General features: G+C 47.9%; 15 protein-coding genes. 8 read left to right on the top strand and 7 right to left on the bottom strand.

The window, feature by feature from the left end:
• Positions 1-73: 73 nt before the first annotated feature.
• From pgl to G459_RS0118865, 3 genes are all read right to left on the bottom strand, one after another.
• Positions 74-766, bottom strand: a complete 693-nt coding sequence (gene pgl, locus G459_RS0118855; RefSeq protein ID WP_026969036.1) for a 6-phosphogluconolactonase — start codon at positions 764-766, stop codon at positions 74-76.
• Complete coding sequence (gene zwf, locus G459_RS0118860; RefSeq protein ID WP_026969037.1) at positions 767-2,149, bottom strand: glucose-6-phosphate dehydrogenase; 1,383 nt, start codon at positions 2,147-2,149, stop codon at positions 767-769. It lies immediately after the preceding gene.
• Between the two features lie 107 nt (positions 2,150-2,256).
• On the bottom strand, positions 2,257-2,916 hold the full coding sequence (locus tag G459_RS0118865; protein ID WP_026969038.1) for an ROK family protein: 660 nt from the start codon (positions 2,914-2,916) through the stop codon (positions 2,257-2,259).
• Between the two features lie 293 nt (positions 2,917-3,209).
• On the opposite strand from G459_RS0118865, the gene G459_RS0118875 reads away from it, so the two are divergent.
• Positions 3,210-3,437, top strand: coding sequence for a hypothetical protein (locus G459_RS0118875; protein WP_026969039.1), 228 nt, complete (start codon positions 3,210-3,212; stop codon positions 3,435-3,437).
• On the opposite strand, the gene G459_RS0118880 is transcribed toward G459_RS0118875, so the two are convergent.
• On the bottom strand, positions 3,423-4,040 hold the full coding sequence (locus tag G459_RS0118880; protein ID WP_026969040.1) for an NADPH-dependent F420 reductase: 618 nt from the start codon (positions 4,038-4,040) through the stop codon (positions 3,423-3,425). The two genes, G459_RS0118875 and G459_RS0118880, sit on opposite strands and share 15 nt — an antisense overlap.
• A 564-nt stretch (positions 4,041-4,604) precedes the next feature.
• On the opposite strand from G459_RS0118880, the gene G459_RS0118890 reads away from it, so the two are divergent.
• The 3 genes from G459_RS0118890 (at position 4,605) to G459_RS0118900 (ending at position 8,224) form a co-directional block, all read left to right on the top strand.
• Entirely contained in the window at positions 4,605-5,309 is a 705-nt protein-coding gene (locus tag G459_RS0118890; RefSeq protein ID WP_026969042.1) for an NUDIX hydrolase, read from the top strand.
• A gap of 297 nt (positions 5,310-5,606) precedes the next feature.
• On the top strand, positions 5,607-6,191 hold the full coding sequence (locus tag G459_RS0118895) for a TetR/AcrR family transcriptional regulator (RefSeq protein ID WP_157373381.1): 585 nt from the start codon (positions 5,607-5,609) through the stop codon (positions 6,189-6,191).
• Positions 6,192-6,385: 194 nt separating this feature from the next.
• On the top strand, positions 6,386-8,224 hold the full coding sequence (locus G459_RS0118900) for a M1 family metallopeptidase (protein WP_026969044.1): 1,839 nt from the start codon (positions 6,386-6,388) through the stop codon (positions 8,222-8,224).
• Between the two features lie 68 nt (positions 8,225-8,292).
• Here G459_RS0118900 and G459_RS27935 read toward each other — a convergent pair whose 3' ends face one another.
• Both G459_RS27935 and G459_RS0118910 read right to left on the bottom strand, forming a co-directional pair.
• On the bottom strand, positions 8,293-8,469 hold the full coding sequence (locus G459_RS27935) for a histone H1 (RefSeq protein WP_035456422.1): 177 nt from the start codon (positions 8,467-8,469) through the stop codon (positions 8,293-8,295).
• A gap of 101 nt (positions 8,470-8,570) precedes the next feature.
• Positions 8,571-9,821: an aminotransferase class I/II-fold pyridoxal phosphate-dependent enzyme gene (locus tag G459_RS0118910; RefSeq protein ID WP_026969045.1), complete on the bottom strand. Its 1,251-nt coding sequence runs from the start codon at positions 9,819-9,821 to the stop codon at positions 8,571-8,573.
• A gap of 180 nt (positions 9,822-10,001) precedes the next feature.
• On the opposite strand from G459_RS0118910, the gene G459_RS0118920 reads away from it, so the two are divergent.
• The 4 genes from G459_RS0118920 to G459_RS0118935 all read left to right on the top strand — a co-directional run bounded on the left by G459_RS0118920 (position 10,002) and on the right by G459_RS0118935 (position 14,312).
• Positions 10,002-11,498 (top strand): acetyl-CoA carboxylase biotin carboxylase subunit, encoded by a 1,497-nt coding sequence (locus tag G459_RS0118920; RefSeq protein ID WP_026969046.1) that lies wholly within the window; start codon positions 10,002-10,004, stop codon positions 11,496-11,498.
• Positions 11,498-12,802 carry a DUF1015 domain-containing protein gene (locus tag G459_RS0118925; protein ID WP_026969047.1) on the top strand — a complete coding sequence of 435 codons (1,305 nt, stop codon included), beginning with the start codon at positions 11,498-11,500 and terminating at the stop codon, positions 12,800-12,802. The genes G459_RS0118920 and G459_RS0118925 overlap by 1 nt, the downstream gene beginning before the upstream one ends.
• Entirely contained in the window at positions 12,759-13,364 is a 606-nt protein-coding gene (locus G459_RS0118930) for a Maf family nucleotide pyrophosphatase (RefSeq protein ID WP_245588204.1), read from the top strand. Before G459_RS0118925 ends, G459_RS0118930 begins: the two co-directional genes overlap by 44 nt.
• Before the next feature lie 159 nt (positions 13,365-13,523).
• The gene (locus tag G459_RS0118935; protein ID WP_026969049.1) at positions 13,524-14,312 is read left to right on the top strand and encodes an AAA family ATPase; all 789 of its coding nucleotides are present in this window, start codon (positions 13,524-13,526) and stop codon (positions 14,310-14,312) included.
• Here G459_RS0118935 and G459_RS0118940 read toward each other — a convergent pair.
• The gene (locus G459_RS0118940) at positions 14,309-15,385 is read right to left on the bottom strand and encodes an MBL fold metallo-hydrolase (RefSeq protein ID WP_051315317.1); all 1,077 of its coding nucleotides are present in this window, start codon (positions 15,383-15,385) and stop codon (positions 14,309-14,311) included. The genes G459_RS0118935 and G459_RS0118940 overlap by 4 nt on opposite strands.
• Positions 15,386-15,480: the final 95 nt, after the last annotated feature.

Below are 15,480 nucleotides of genomic sequence, written 5' to 3' on the forward strand. Positions count from 1 at the left end.
GTCGAGAGTAAGCGAGGGAGCTGCTTTGCAAAAAAAAATATGGGCTATCCCAACACTGGGATAGCCCTGATGCTTAGTTGATGGCTACTGCGGCGGCCTCTTCGGTCAGGATGATTGCGTGTCCTTGCGCGACCTTTCCTGCCGGAATGCTGGGGTCTTGATTGAGAAGACGACTCAGCATCTCTGCTTTTTCTTCACCGGTGATCACCCAGAGGATTTTTTCGGCTTGGTTGATCAGCGGATAGGTGAGCGTCATGCGTTGTCGGCCTTGATAGGGGTCGTTGGTCAAGGCGACATCTTTATCCTGAACTTCCAGAACATTGTCTCCCGGAACAAGGGATGCCGTATGGCCGTCCGTTCCGATTCCCAAATGGATCAAGTCGAATTTTCCGGTTTCGGTGATCCGTTTGATGTTATCGCTGTATTCGGCGCAGGCTTCTTCCAGATCTTCGGCGATGACATGCATTGGGAAGATATTCAGTCGGGTCATCAGGGAAGTGCCTTCGATAGACTTGAATAGTTGGGTCAGATTTCGGTCTGGGTGTCCATCCGGCGCGACCCGTTCATCCACTTGAAAAAGGAATACTTTTTCCCATGGCAAATCCTGGGTTGCCAGTTCCTTGATCATTTCCCAAGGGGTGCGGCCGCCACTGATTGCAAGGGTGAAGAATCCTTTTTTTGCAATGTGTACTCTAATGCTGTCGGCGATGTACAAAGCAGCTTCTTTTGCTACTTCATTCGAAGACTGAAACGTTCTGATTTCCATTTATTTTTTTTTCGTTACGACGGGGTCGTTCCAACCTCCAAGAGGTAGGATCTGTTCATTCACGATATCGGGCCCCCATGATTTGATATCATACCTATAAACGGGGTGATCCGAAGAAAGGTATTCATCGACAATTTTCCATGCCTCTTCGACATAGTCCTGACGAGCAAAATGCGTCGGATCTCCTGCCATTGCATCGGTGAGGACTCGCTCGTAGGCTTCTTTTTCGTTAGGGAAAGGGGTGGGGTTTCCCTGAACTTCGGAGAGAACAGACGACATATCTTCTCCCGGTGCCATAATTAACATCCCAAAAGCGACAGTTACATCCGGACTTATGCGAAAGCGGATATGGTTGGGTTGAGCGGCGATGCCGGAGTAGGCAGAGGGCAGATGTTTGAAGCGGACCACGATCTCGGTACAGGTGACGGGAAGATTTTTTCCGGCACGGATGAAGAACGGCACCCCTTCCCAGCGGGGAGAATCAATGTGCAGTCTCAACGCTGCGAAGGTCTCTGTCTTCGACCCTTCCTTCACGGCTTTTTCGCCAAGGTATCCCTCGTATTGTCCACAGATCACGTCTTGTGCACGAAGCGGCGAGATGGCTTTCAGTACCTTGACTTTCTCATCGCGGATCGATTCGCTGTCCAAAGCTTTGGGTGGCTCCATGGTTAGATTACAGAGAATCTGGAACAGGTGATTTTGGATCACATCCCGGATGGCTCCCGTGACGTCATAGAATGCTCCCCGTCCCTGAATGCCAAAATCTTCAGCCATCGTGATCTGGATACTTTCGATGTACTTTTTGTTCCAAACTGGTTCCAAAAGCGAATTGACAAACCGGAAAAAGACGATGTTGTTTACCGGTCTTTTTCCCAGATAGTGGTCGATCCGATAGATGGCGCTCTCGGCAAATTTTGCCAGCAGAACCTTATTCAGCGCTTTTGCGGAGTCATAGTCGGTGCCAAAAGGCTTCTCGACGATGATTCTCGCGCCTTTGGCACAGCCGGAATTGTCCAGCTGAGCAATGATCGTAGGAAAAAGGACCGGAGGAATGGCCAGGTAATGCGTGGGATTGTTTGCACCGCCGAGTGCTTCCCGAATCCGTCTAAAAGTCTCCTGATCGGTGTAGTCACCGCCGACGAAGGCGAGGAGACTGCAGAATTTCTCGTAGGATTTTTCTTCGTATTGTCCGTGTTTTTCGATGCTTTCCTTGGCTCTGGCCCGGAGTTTTTCGAGATCATAATCTCCGCGTGCCACACCGATAATCGGCGAATCTAGGTGTCCGCGCTTTACCATCATGTGAAGTGCGGGAAAAATTTTCTTGTAAGCGAGATCGCCGGTAGCACCGTAAAAAACCAGGGCGTCGGATTTGACTTGACTCATGAATGAAAAGGTGGATAGGATGGAAAGATTTTTCTGGAATCCGCGTTTGGGCGAAATCCAATTCTAGGTTTGAATGACGAAAGTCGGAAATTAGTTTCCGCGGATTATCAAAACTTGTAGGATTTTTCCCAAAGTCGGAAGCCTCCGGCAAAGGCGTTTTTGTTGTTGCCCAAGACGCAATCTTCGGGAATGTCCTCGAGTAGTTTAGAGTTTCCTCCGCCAAGTACGATTTGATCCGGCTGGAAGCAGCGCCTGAAATGCCCGATCGCTAGGTAAACGTGCTCTTTCCAGCGTTTTTTTCCCATCTTCTTCAGGGCGTCATTCCCAACGTGGGTTTCAAAAGTACCCTGTTTGAACGGCAAGTGTCCTCCCTCCATCGGAAGGATTAGCTCCTCGAAAACAAAGGCAGTACCGAGCCCGGTACCAAAGCCCATAAAAAGTAATTTGCCGCCCTCATAACTACCCAATGCCTGCATGGCGGCGTCGTTGATGATCCTGACCGGACAGCCAAAAGCCGCTTCAAAGTCGTAATCTTTCCAGCCCAAACCCATATTTACGGGGTTTGCAGCGATCTTCCCCTGCTTGACTACACCGGGAAATCCGATACTGATGGCTTCGTATTCCCAGTCTTTTGCGGCTTCCTTGACCAAAGGTACCATGTCTTCCGGGGTGAAATCGCGACCCGAAGGAATCTTGATACGCTCCGGCTGCCCAGTGGCGAGTATTTTGATGTTAGATCCTCCGATGTCAATTACGAGTACTTTCATTTGTTCAATAGGTAGTTAGGCTTGAAGATTCAGGTTGGAAATTACCAAGGGTGATTGATTAAAATCCATCCCGAAATCATATACTGTTGCATTTGGATCGCTGTATCAGGACAAATGCGGATTAAAGATAGTCAATACTTTCAGTCGAACTTGATGTGGTATACCGCTTTTTGCCATGGACGCATCGATTATTTCGGGCTATTTCGGAATAATATTTCATGATGCGGTCCGAAACGAAGTCATCGGAGGAAGAAGCTTTTTGTTTAAGAACGATTATTTGGAGTAAAAGGGAAATGGCAAAAAAAGCATGCCCAGGCTTATTTGCCGATATTTTTGTAGACCATATCGTCTGCAAGCCGGAAGTGAACCTTGCACGGGCATCTTTCAAGGATGCTGAAAATGAACGGGGTACGACCTCGCCAAAAGATATTTTGACCTTGCTGCAAGCACTTCTTATTTGGAATCGGAAACCACCAGTTTCTATTTTAAGAAAAAGCTTAAAAAGTTTAGACTGTTACTAGCTTAAAATGGTAGTTTGAAGGCTCTGTTTTATTCCAGGCGATCTCTTTGCTCAAATGATAGAATGCCTCCAAAAGGGGGGCGTTATTCATTTTACCTGCGTCTATGGCTCTGAATCCGATGAGTTCGATGAGCCTTTTTACGCGGATTTTTTCAGGGATTCGATCGCCACAGAAGTAGGTTTCTTTGATAATTCCCAAAACATCCGAATTGGGATAATCTATTCCCAGGTTGTTAAAAGCTTTAAAAATGGGAGCTTTTGGAGCGGCTTTGACAATCTGCTGGGTATTGGTATTGGTTAGTTTTTGATTATAGGTGGCGTTGGTACAGTCGATGATGATCTTGCCGTAGAGATCGGCAGATTTCAACGCAGCACAGACTTCCGACAGGTAATCGTTGTGACAGCAGATCAAGATCACCTCAGATTGGATGATTGCGGAATCAAACGGACAAATCCGGTTGTGCAGCCGATTTAGCATCTTCCAGTCGCTGGCACCCGTGTCGAACTCGCTGCTCACTCCGAACACGACCGTGAGTCCGGCTTCGAGGTACTTTTTTCCCAATGTTTTGGCCAGAGTAGTTCCTCCTAGGATTCCAAGTTTCATTACGCTCAAAATTGGTTGAAATGAATTTTAGTCAATTCGAACTTCTATGACGTAGAAACGCGGGTAATAAAAATTGTAGAAATTCAATTTGGCGGTTAGAAATATAAAACAAAAAGTGTAATTGTCAAAATATAATTCTGAAAAAAGACTAAAAACAACACAATAATCATTTTAGTCACTCTAAAACACAAAATCGAGTATTTGAAGCATTTCCTGTCGATAGAGAATTTTTGCCGATGATAGTGCAACAGGCTTTCTTACAGCAAATAACAGGAGAAGTTGCCGGAGCAAATCATTCAAACTTCGTCTCCTTTTTCCCGACGGAGGGATTTGTGCTCCTTAAGACGGAGGATTTTGGAAGAGATGTCGGCCGGGCAGAATCTTCCAATGATCGGCTTGTTTCAAAGGCGGAATTCCGGTGGATAGGGAGGCGTATTTCAATACTTTGAGCGGTACTTTTTCGGTGGATTATTATGAAGATATTGTCTTCGAAAAATCAAACATTATATTTAGTCTGAATTGTCTATTGTTTAATCCTGAACCCAAAAGCCAAAATTAACCTTCATGATGAAGTATCTTTCTCCTCAATACGAGGATGTTAAGCCATTGCTGACCGCCGTTGACTGCATTATTTTTGGCGTTCAGGGGACAGAGCTCAAGTTGCTTGTATTCAAGCGGGAGATAGATCCCTTTGCAGGATGTTTGTCGTTGTTGGGAAGATTTGTGAAGGTTGATGAAGGGATCAACGAGGCCGCCGGACGGATTCTTTTTGAGTTGACCGGCCTCGAGAATATTTACATGGAGCAGCTCCACTGCTTTGGCAGAGTGGATCGGGATCCCGGGGGCAGGGTCGTCGCTATTGGCTATTGGAGTCTGATCAGGGTCGATCAAAACCACATGGAATTCAACGTCAGATCCCACGAGACCATGTGGATCTCGATAGACCGAATCTCCGAGTTGGTATTGGATCACAGCGAGATGGCCGAGTTGGCAATTTCAAATCTGAGAGAAAAGGCTCGGTTTAAGCCCATTGGCTTTGAGCTTTTGCCCGAGGAATTCACCTTGGGGCAACTGCTGACGGTTTACCAGGCAATTTTTGATCATCCGATCGATGATAGGAATTTCAGAAAGAGGATGTTAAAATCTGAGCTGCTCATTCCGCTGCCCAAAAAAGACAAATCGACCTCGAAAAAGGGCTCGTTTCTGTACAAATTCAACCAGGAAACCTACCACAGGCTCTCCAAGGAGGGATATAATTTCGGTTTTTAGCCTGAACCTGGTTAGGCTGCTGCTAAGAGTAACTAAGTAAGGAGACATGTTCACTGGCTATGGCTTTTTTTCGCAGTGAGGGCCGACTTTAGGGCTGTGATGACTCTTTTCTCATTTTGGATATTTTTTCCACGGGCAACTCAGGAGCTTAAAGCAAGCCGGAATCTTAAAAATTCCTAAAAATAAAATCCGTTGCATCTTGACTTTGGACTGGGTTTTGCTAAATTTATAAACGTACTAATTACAGTTATTTTAGTAGATTCGTCACTCACTGTTTGATACTAACCTTTTACATAGATGAGATTGGAAGTTTTTGGGAACGCACGAATACAGGGTAGGAAAGGGAGTATGCAGACTTGGGTGGAAGAAGGCTATGCCATCTTTTCTCTGGAGGGACCGTCGTCGATTCAGGTGGAGCGCGTAGCGAGGAGTCTGGGCAAAAACAAATCCGGATTCTATTATTTCTTCAAGGATCGCGAACGTTTCGTTGATTGTCTGATGAGCGAGCATCTGGGTCGTTTGAATTCTATTACAAGACAAATCCGTGAGATTCAATATTTTGATCCTGAATACATCGATCTATTGATTGAGCATCGGGAAGCTTTTTTGTTTCAGATCCAATTGCTGAGGAATCGGGAAGTTGGGCTGTTTGAGAATATTTCGGATCAATTCAGTGCGAAGATTTCTGCCGCCGTGATACCGGTATGGAGCGACTATCTGGATGCCTCCATTGAGGTTGCCAACCGGCTGTGGAGCATGACCAGAGAAGCGATCTCTTCCCGGGCGACCAAAGACAGTTTTACCTTTGGTTGGTTGCTTGATGTGGTGAGTGAAGCCAAGCTTATTGCAAGTTGTCAGAGTTCCCAGACGGTAGCTTGCTAGTGCCATCGAACATGATTTCATATTCGAATTGTAGAGTAGATTAAGGGTTTAAACTATTCAAAGAGGCTATTTCAGATTGGGATAGCCTCTTTTGCTTACTCCCTGAAGGTGTGCTGGGCGCTAACTTGATTTTTATATAGCTGGTTTGGGCGTAGCCTTTGCTTTCATTTTCTTTACAAGAAAAATAACTCACTATGCTATTCAATATGATGAAGCCTTTTTTAGGGCTTTTTCTTTTTGTGTCAGCAATGGTTGCCACCGCCCAAACGGGCCGCTTCCAGCAAGCTGTTGACTACAAAATGGACGTTCAGATGGATGTTAAGACCAATCAGTTTACGGGAACCCAGAAACTGAAGTACACCAATAATTCACCGGACACTCTTTCCCGTGTGTTTTATCACCTTTACTTCAATGCCTTCCAGCCCGGAAGCATGATGGATGTCAGGTCTAGGACGATTTCGGACCCAGACAAACGGGTAGGTGAACGGATCTCCCATTTGAAGCCGGATGAAATAGGCTATTTGCATGCAAAAAGTCTGAAGATGGATGGGAAAGCCGTCTCGTTCAAAGAAGTGGAGACGATCCTGGAGGTGCAGCTGGCTGAGCCCATCTTACCCAATTCTTCGGTGACGTTTGAGATGGAGTTTGAAGGGCAGGTGCCTATTCAGATCCGGCGATCAGGTAGGGACAATGCAGAGGGTGTGCGCTATTCCATGGCGCAATGGTACCCTAAGATGGCCAACTACGACGAACAGGGCTGGCATGCAAACCCGTATATCGGACGCGAGTTTTATGGGATTTGGGGTGATTTTGACGTCAAGATCACCATTGACAAAACCTACGTGTTGGGTGGTACGGGCTATGTGAAGAATGCAAATGAAGTCGGCCATGGCTATGAAGACCAGGGAGATAAGACGGCGCCCGCAAAAGGAGAGACGCTGACTTGGCACTTTGTAGCTCCCAAGGTCCATGATTTTATGTGGGCGGCTGATCCGAAGTTCAAACATGACCGAATGGAGATGAAAAACGGTGTCACGGTACACCACCTCTATATTCCGGGGGAAAAGACTTCCGAGCAATGGGAGAAGCTGAAGGATTATACCCCAAAGGCGATTGAGTTTTTCTCGAAAAACTTTGGACAGTATCCCTATCAGCAATTCTCTGTGATCCAAGGCGGAGACGGTGGCATGGAATACGACATGTCAACCCTGATTACAGGCGAGCGTCCTCTGAACAGTCTGGTAGGAGTGATGGTACACGAGTTGGCACATAGCTGGTTTCGGGGAGTCTTGGCCACTAACGAAGCACTCTATCCCTGGATGGATGAGGGATTCACCAGCTTTGCGAGTAGTCGGGCGATGTCGGCGATTTTTCAGCCAAGCGCTAATCCTGACCGCGGCTCATACGCTGGCTACTACAGACTGGCTAAATCAGGATTTGAAGAGCCGCTGTCGACACACGCAGACCACTATCATCTCAACTCTTCCTATAGTGCAGCGTCCTATTCCAAAGGAGCAGTATTCCTAGCTCAGTTGGGATATGTGATAGGCGATGAGGCGAGGGACCGGGCGATGTTGCGGTATTTTGATACGTGGAAATTCCGTCATCCCAATGATAACGACTTGATCCGGATCATGGAGAAAGAGAGTGGTTTGGAGCTTGACTGGTACAAGGAGTACTTTGTCTATACCACCAAGACGATCAATTATGGGATCAAAGAAGTAGCTGCGAGCGGATCAAACACCATCATCACGCTTGAGCGGATCGGGTTGATGCCGATGCCAGTCGATCTGGTAGTGACCTACACGGATGGGAGTTCAGAGATGATCTACTTGCCTCTGGCAATGATGAGAGGTGAGAAGCCGGCTGAAAAAGGAATGCCAGCACGGATTCATACCGAGGCTTGGCCTTGGACCAACTTGACCAAAACGCTCGTGCTCGCCCATGATCTGAAATCCATCAAATCTGTGGAGATAGATCCGAGTAAGCGCATGGCGGATACTTACCTGGAAAATAATAAAGTGGAGTTTTAGGCTCCACTTTGGTTGATTCATAAAATAAAAAAGGTGGCCTAGGCCACCTTTTTTATTTCTAAGATTGATTACTCGGCGTTTTTCTTGTCCTGAACTTCAGTACGAATGTCCTGAGCCAAGTTTTTCAACTCCTGCATTCCCTTACGAACTCGGGTACCAGCTGCCTGATTTCCCTTGTCATAGAATTTTTCGAAATCACCTTCAAGGCTCATTACAAGATTTTTTACTTCACTAAATCTGCTCATAGTAAAAGTTTATTTTATAGGTTGATGATAAGTTTATTTTGATCCAATATAGCCCAAATACTTACCAATTCAATCCAGAGGCCTTTTTTTTTACTTTTTTTTTATTCGCCGAAAGAAAGGGCAAGTTCGGAATTTTTATAGACGCCAGAATCCAGTTTGTCTTTTACCGCTGCGAAAGCTTTTACAGTTTCTTCCACTTCTTCCAAAGTATGGACCGCCGTAGGAATTAATCTCAAGATTATCATTCCTTTAGGTATTACCGGGTAAATAACTACTGAACAGAAGATGCCATAATTTTCACGCAAGTCCATCGACAGTGCCGCTGCTTCGCCGACCGTTCCGTTGAGCACTACGGGAGTGACGGGTGAATTTGCTTTTCCGGTGCTGAAGCCGTTTTCATGAAGCCCTTTGCGGAGTGCGTTGACAATTTTCCAGAGATTTTCTTTCAACTCAGGCCGAGTTCTCAGCAGTTCAAGCCGCTTCAAAGCGCCTTCTACCAGCAGCATCGGGAGTGATTTTGCAAAAATCTGAGATCTCATGTTGTATCTCAAAAACAGTATGACGTCTGCATCACCGGCGATGAACGCCCCGATGGAAGCCATCGACTTGGCAAACGTAGAGAAGTAAAGGTCGATCTGATCCTGTACGCCTTGCTCTTCGTCAGTACCTGCACCCGTTTTCCCCATGGTACCGAATCCGTGCGCGTCGTCTACCAGGATTCTGAAGTCAAATTTCTCTTTTAGGGCCACGATCTCTTTCAATCTGCCTTGGTCGCCGGTCATGCCGAATACCCCTTCAGTGATTACAAGGATTCCTCCACCGGTTTCGGCAGCAAGTTTGGTTGCGCGCTCAAGTTGTTTTTCGCAGCTTTCGATGTCGTTGTGTGGGAAGACGTAGCGCTTGCCAAGGTGCATTCTCAATGCATCGATGATACAGGCGTGGCATTCGGAGTCATACACGACTACGTCTTTACGGTCTAGGATCGCGTCGATCACCGACATGATTCCTTGGTATCCGTAGTTCAAAAGGTAGGATTTTTCTTTGCCAACGAATGCAGCGAGCTCAGCTTCCAATTGCTCGTGAAGGTCCGTCTGTCCGGACATCATGCGGGCTCCCATTGGATAGGCGGCGCCCCACTTTGCAGCAGCATCAGCATCAGCCTTTCTTACTTCCGGATGGTTTGCAAGTCCGAGGTAGTTGTTCAAACTCCAGGTCAGAACGTTCTTTCCCTTGAATTTCATTCGGGGAGCAATCTCACCTTCCAATTTCGGGAATGACCAATAGCCGTCAGCAAACTCTGAGTGCTTGCCCAGAGGGCCCATATTCGTTTTTAATTTTGCAAATAGATCCAAAGCAGTTTGAATTTAGTGTGTATGCGAGTTGTTGATTTTTCTGTAAAATCCGCCAAAAATAAGATTAATCTGCCTTGGATGCAAAAATCAGTTTTTATGAAAAATCCCGGCGCAAAAAGCCGGATTTATTCCCTTATTTCGCTGAAGTCCTAGGGCTGGACGAGGAAACTGAGGAGAATTATGTCGAAAATAAAGAAACTTTTGGTCGCCAACCGCGGAGAGATAGCGCTGAGAATCATGCGGACAGCCCGCGAGATGGGCATCGCGACCGTGGCTGTTTATTCGGAAGCGGATCGCCTTTCCCCCCATGTCAAGTTTGCTGATGAAGCGGTCTGTCTGGGGCCTCCGCCGTCCAAAGAGTCCTATTTGTTGGGCGAAAAGATCGTTAATGTTTGCAAAGAACTAGGCGCGGATGCGATTCATCCGGGCTATGGTTTTCTTTCTGAGAATGCGGACTTTGCCAGAAAGGTAGGAGAGGCCGGTTTGATCTTCGTCGGACCATCGCCGCAATCCATCGAGGTGATGGGATCGAAACTGGCCGCAAAACAAGCAGTAGCGGCCTACGACATCCCTTTGGTACCCGGTACAGAGGAGGCCATCTCCGATATTACCGTTGCCAAAGCCAGAGCTGAAGAGATCGGATATCCGATCCTGATCAAGGCCTCAGCTGGCGGGGGAGGCAAGGGGATGCGGATCGTGGACTCAGAAGCAGATTTTGAGGAGCAAATGAACCGGGCCGTGTCGGAAGCTCAGTCGGCGTTTGGAGACGGGGCGGTTTTTATCGAGAAGTACATCGGCTCGCCCCGGCATATAGAGATACAAGTGCTGGGCGACCAGCATGGAAACACGGTTTACTTATTCGAGCGGGAGTGTTCCATCCAGCGCCGCCATCAAAAGGTAATCGAAGAAGCGCCCTCGGCGGTGGTTTCTCCCGAGATGCGAAAAGCAATGGGCGAAGCGGCTGTCGGAGTGGCCAAAGCCTGCAATTACTATGGTGCCGGCACGGTCGAATTCATTGTCGACGAGCAGCTCAACTTCTACTTTCTGGAGATGAATACCCGCCTTCAGGTTGAGCATCCCGTCACAGAGATGATCACCGGCAAAGATCTCGTGCGGGAGCAAATTCTCGTCGCCGAAGGAAATCGACTCTCTTTTGCACAGGAAGATTTGAAGATAAACGGCCATTCGGTAGAGATCCGGGTCTACGCCGAAGATCCCAAGAATGGCTTTCTCCCGGATATCGGGAAGCTGGTAACCTATCGACGACCGCAGGGGCCGGGGGTCCGCGTGGACGATGGGTTCGAGGAAGGAATGGACATCCCGATCTATTACGATCCGATGATCGCCAAGCTGATCACCCACGGCGAAAACCGTCAGGACGCCATTGATCGGATGATCCGGGCGATCAATGACTATCGGATTACCGGTATTCAGACGACTTTGGACTTTTGCCGATTTGCGCTACAGCATCCGGCTTTTGTGTCTGGCGACTTCAATACCAAATTTGTCGAGCTCCATTTTTCTCCTGAAAAACTGGAACCGGTCTTTACGCAGGAAGAGCAGGAATTGCTAGCGGCACTGGCTGTCGAATTTTTCCAAAAAGAAGAAAACCTCCTGAGTCCAACCCATCCGCTCCATGCGAAGCCGAGTACAAACTGGAAAAACCGCTTGATCTGATGGCGGAGATCTTACCCTTCAAGGCCTGGAGATACAACAGGCGTCTGAGTGAAAATCTGGAAGAATATACGGCGCCGCTATTTGATGTGGTGTCCGAGCGACAGCGTCAAGTGCTGTATGAAAATCCCCTAAACAGCATTCATCTGTCAGTTCCCCAAGGTCAAAATCCCGCGGAAAATGCAAGCAGAATCCTTGAAAAATGGAAGTCAGAGGGCGTTCTGGTTCAAGACAAACTCCCGGGAATTTATGTCTATTACCAATATTTTCGGCTTGCCGGCGATGGGGAAGAGCGCTGCCGAAAAGGCTTCATCGCCTATATTAAAGCCTTTGATTGGGAGGACCGGGAGATCCTGAGACACGAAAGTACCATCGTGTCTGCTGTCAACGACCGTATAGATCTGCTCCGCGCCACTGAGATACAGGCCAGCCCGACCCATGGCTTGTATGACGATGAATCCAATGAACTGGAGCGCCACATGGACGCTGCGATGGCTTCTCCTCTTTACGAACTGGAGGATTATCAGGGTGTGAGGGAAGTTCTTGCTGTGATCCATGATGCGAAGGTGATCGCGAGATTTTTGGCTGTTTTGGATAAGACAAATGTGATTTTGGCGGATGGGCATCATCGGCTTGAGGGCGCGATCGAGTACCGAAAACAACAGCAAAGCTCTTTTCCGGAGGCAAGATGGAGAGGCGCGGACTATCACATGATGTACTTCACCAATGTCCACGGCAATGACCTGAAGATCCTACCGACCCATCGGCTGTTCTATGGCATGGACATCTCTGAGGCTACGCTGATGGAGGGCATTCGGGAGTGGTTTGACGTTCGCCCTTTTGAGGATGCGGAGGAGCTGGCCACCTATGCATTTCAGCGGAAGTGGTCTTTTGGATTGATTCTGTCCGAGGATTCTTATGTCATCAAGTTCAAGCAGGACCGATTTACGGAAGTGCGGCCGGAGTTGCCGGAGGTGCTGAGAAGCCTGGATTTGGTCGTTTTACACCACATTTTGTTTGAAAAAATACTGAAAATAGATTCTGAAAAGCAGCGGAATTCAGATCAATTGGCGTTTGAACGCAACTTTTCCCGATGTCTTCGCGAGGTGAAAAGCGGCAAAGCGAGTTTCGCTGTCGTGACCCGGGAAATCGATTTGAAACAAGTTTTGGAAGTTTGCAAATCGGGAGCTTTAATGCCTCAAAAATCTACTTACTTTTATCCGAAAGCGCTCGGTGGGTTGCTTTTTGGAAGTATAAAACAAGATGAATTTGATTACGAATATGGAGCCTTTTTTGAGCAAGCTTAAAGAGAAACGCATCATCCTGGCTTCAAATTCCCCGAGACGGCAAGAGCTGCTCCGGGGATTAGAACTTGACTTTGTGGTCAAAGTCAATCCGGTCGACGAGACTGTGCCGACCGACCTGCCTGCGGAGTACGCCGCTGCCTACCTGTCCAAACTCAAAGCAGAAAACTACCCTGATACGCTGGCTGAAAATGAAATCCTGATCACTGCCGATACCGTGGTTTCGATAAACGGGCGGATTCTGGGCAAGCCGAATTCTGAAAAAGAGGCCTTTGAGATGATTAGAAGTCTATCTGGGACGACGCATACCGTGATGACTGCAGTCACGATCAAAGACCACAAAAGAAGTGTGACGCTGGAGGATGAGACCAAGGTAACGCTTCGTTTTTTGGATGAAGAAGAGATCTGGCATTATGTTCGGCAATACCGGCCGTTTGACAAAGCCGGTGCTTATGGCATTCAGGAATGGATTGGGTTTGTCGGCGTGACCAGCATCGAGGGCTCATATTTCACCGTCATGGGCTTTCCCCAGCACTTGGTCTATCAGCAGTTGAAAAGGTGGTAGAGTCGACGTTTAGGCGGAGTAGGTGATGTTGTACTTTGGCTATTCCGTCTTTCTACTTTGAAAATAGCCGTCAGAAGACTGCACTACCGCCGGTTCAAAACAGAAGTCTCGGACTGGTCGTATTGGTAAACTGACCGCTTTGATTCTTAAGTTTGAGGTATGATCTTCCTTCAGCATATCACTTTGCCCTCCGGCAATCCGAGGGAGTTTCCCTTTAGCATCCCTTCCTTCAAAGGCTTGGAATCTCTTGATCTGTCCAAACCGATCACGGTATTTGTGGGAGAAAATGGCTCGGGGAAATCCACTTTGCTCAAAGCACTGGCCTTGAAAATCAACCTTCCGGCTATCGGAAGTACGGACTTGGAGCAAGACGAGACCCTATCAGGTTTTAGGGCATTCAGTGAAGGAATTATCACCCAGTGGAATCGATCCAGGACTTACCGGGGATTCTTTTTCAGGGCAGAAGATTACTTCGGATTCGTCAAACGACTGAGGACAATCGATCAGGAGCTAAAGGGAGACATTGTGGATTTTGAGAAAAATCTCAGTGGCTACGGCCTCAAAGTGGCCGTCGGGGCGATTCACGGTCAAAAGGAGGCTTTGCAACGAAAATATGGCGATTTGACGCAGGTTTCTCATGGAGAGGGATTTCTCAAGGTCCTTGAAAGCCGTATTCAGCCCGAAGGTATTTACCTCATCGATGAACCGGAAGCGGCACTGTCACCGCAGCGTCAGCTCGCGCTTTTTTCCCTGATCAAAAATCTGGCAACTCATCAAAACTGCCAGTTTATTATTGCCACGCATTCTCCGATTTTGCTGAGTCTGCCAGATGCCCAAATCCTGCAGTTTGATGAGCAAGTTCATGAAGTCGGCGTTGAGGAGACGGAGCATTTCATGATTATGAAAAATTTCCTTAACAACCCCGAGGCATTTCTCCGTTTTCTCTAGGCAAACAAGTTCCTGCCGATCACCGGTTCGACGAGACTTCCGTTGATGGCTTCCGGATTTGCTTTTAACCAATCCAATGGCTCCAATAGCGGCTCGTTGGAGAGATCAAATGTCCCAAAGTGCATGGGGATGAAGTGCTTGGCGCCCAAATCCCCGAAAGCAACAGCGGCGTCCATCGGACTGATGTGTGCCGGATGCATAAACCACTCGGGCTTGAATGCTCCCACGCCCATGATTGCATACTCGGGCGAACCCATCGTGTCGGCGATCATCCTGAAGTGTGGATCGTAGCCTGAGTCTCCCATGAAGTAAAGGGATTTTGTTCCTGTTTCGATGTAGTAGCCGCCCCAAAGTCGTAGGTTGGTATCTTTCAAACCCCTTCGAGACCAATGACGAGTGGGTACGTAGGTGATTCTGAGTGATTCTTTCAGGTCGTAAGACTGAAACCAGCCCGCTTCCTGAATCGCATTCTTTGGCATCCAGGGTTGGATCAGTGAGCTCATGTTCATTCCCGTGAGGATCTTTGCCTGCGGCAAAAGCCCGCCGAGCAGCTTCAACGTCGCCTCATCGCAATGGTCTCGATGGTCGTGCGAGATCAAAATGTAGTCCACGTCACGCAGCCGCTCCGGAACGATCGGGAGAACCGTCTTTCGCTTCAGTGCCCAGTTATCCAGCCACACCGGATCGGTCAGGATCGTCACTCCATCCAGGTAGATGAGGTAGCTCGAGTGCCCCAGCCAGATCAGTTCATCTTTTCCGTTGGGTTTGAATTCTCCCAAATTCTCCACCTGAAGCCGTCTTTTATCTGCTTTCTTTTCAGCTTCCTGAGGGTTTGTACCAAGTTTCCACTTGAGCACTGCCGCAACGCTGGACTCAAAAGGATGATGCAGGTTTTGGAATCTGCCATCGGTCAACTGTGGAGTTCCCTTCCAGTCAGCGGGAATTTTATCGTAGGGGAGTTTGGGGTTGAAGGTATAATCCAAGGTAGCTGTGCTGTTAAAGTCCTGTGCCGAAAGTATGACGCCAGCCGGAATGACTCCGGCCATCGCGGTGAGAAAAGTTCTTCTTTTCATCTTGTTATTGCGGCCACATGGAGTGACGCCGGTGTCATGCTCGATTTCATCCAATCAGATTGATTTCAGTATGCAAACAGGATTTGACGACGGAA

Origin of the sequence: Algoriphagus terrigena DSM 22685 (genome assembly GCF_000429445.1) — a bacterium.
Taxonomy (GTDB): domain Bacteria; phylum Bacteroidota; class Bacteroidia; order Cytophagales; family Cyclobacteriaceae; genus Algoriphagus; species Algoriphagus terrigena.

Excerpts from the sequence above, each read along its gene's own strand:
- zwf (WP_026969037.1), bottom strand. The coding sequence starts at position 2,149 with ATGAGTCAAGTCAAATCCGACGCCCTGGTTTTTTACGGTGCTACCGGC.
- G459_RS0118940 (WP_051315317.1), bottom strand. The coding sequence starts at position 15,385 with ATGAAAAGAAGAACTTTTCTCACCGCGATGGCCGGAGTCATTCCGGCT.
- G459_RS0118865 (WP_026969038.1), bottom strand. The coding sequence starts at position 2,916 with ATGAAAGTACTCGTAATTGACATCGGAGGATCTAACATCAAAATACTC.
- G459_RS0118895 (WP_157373381.1), top strand. The coding sequence starts at position 5,607 with ATGAGATTGGAAGTTTTTGGGAACGCACGAATACAGGGTAGGAAAGGG.
- G459_RS0118920 (WP_026969046.1), top strand. The coding sequence starts at position 10,002 with ATGTCGAAAATAAAGAAACTTTTGGTCGCCAACCGCGGAGAGATAGCG.
- G459_RS0118925 (WP_026969047.1), top strand. The coding sequence starts at position 11,498 with ATGGCGGAGATCTTACCCTTCAAGGCCTGGAGATACAACAGGCGTCTG.
- G459_RS0118875 (WP_026969039.1), top strand. The coding sequence starts at position 3,210 with ATGGCAAAAAAAGCATGCCCAGGCTTATTTGCCGATATTTTTGTAGAC.
- G459_RS0118935 (WP_026969049.1), top strand. The coding sequence starts at position 13,524 with ATGATCTTCCTTCAGCATATCACTTTGCCCTCCGGCAATCCGAGGGAG.
- G459_RS0118890 (WP_026969042.1), top strand. The coding sequence starts at position 4,605 with ATGATGAAGTATCTTTCTCCTCAATACGAGGATGTTAAGCCATTGCTG.
- G459_RS0118880 (WP_026969040.1), bottom strand. The coding sequence starts at position 4,040 with ATGAAACTTGGAATCCTAGGAGGAACTACTCTGGCCAAAACATTGGGA.
- G459_RS27935 (WP_035456422.1), bottom strand. The coding sequence starts at position 8,469 with ATGAGCAGATTTAGTGAAGTAAAAAATCTTGTAATGAGCCTTGAAGGT.
- G459_RS0118900 (WP_026969044.1), top strand. The coding sequence starts at position 6,386 with ATGCTATTCAATATGATGAAGCCTTTTTTAGGGCTTTTTCTTTTTGTG.
- G459_RS0118930 (WP_245588204.1), top strand. The coding sequence starts at position 12,759 with ATGAATTTGATTACGAATATGGAGCCTTTTTTGAGCAAGCTTAAAGAG.
- pgl (WP_026969036.1), bottom strand. The coding sequence starts at position 766 with ATGGAAATCAGAACGTTTCAGTCTTCGAATGAAGTAGCAAAAGAAGCT.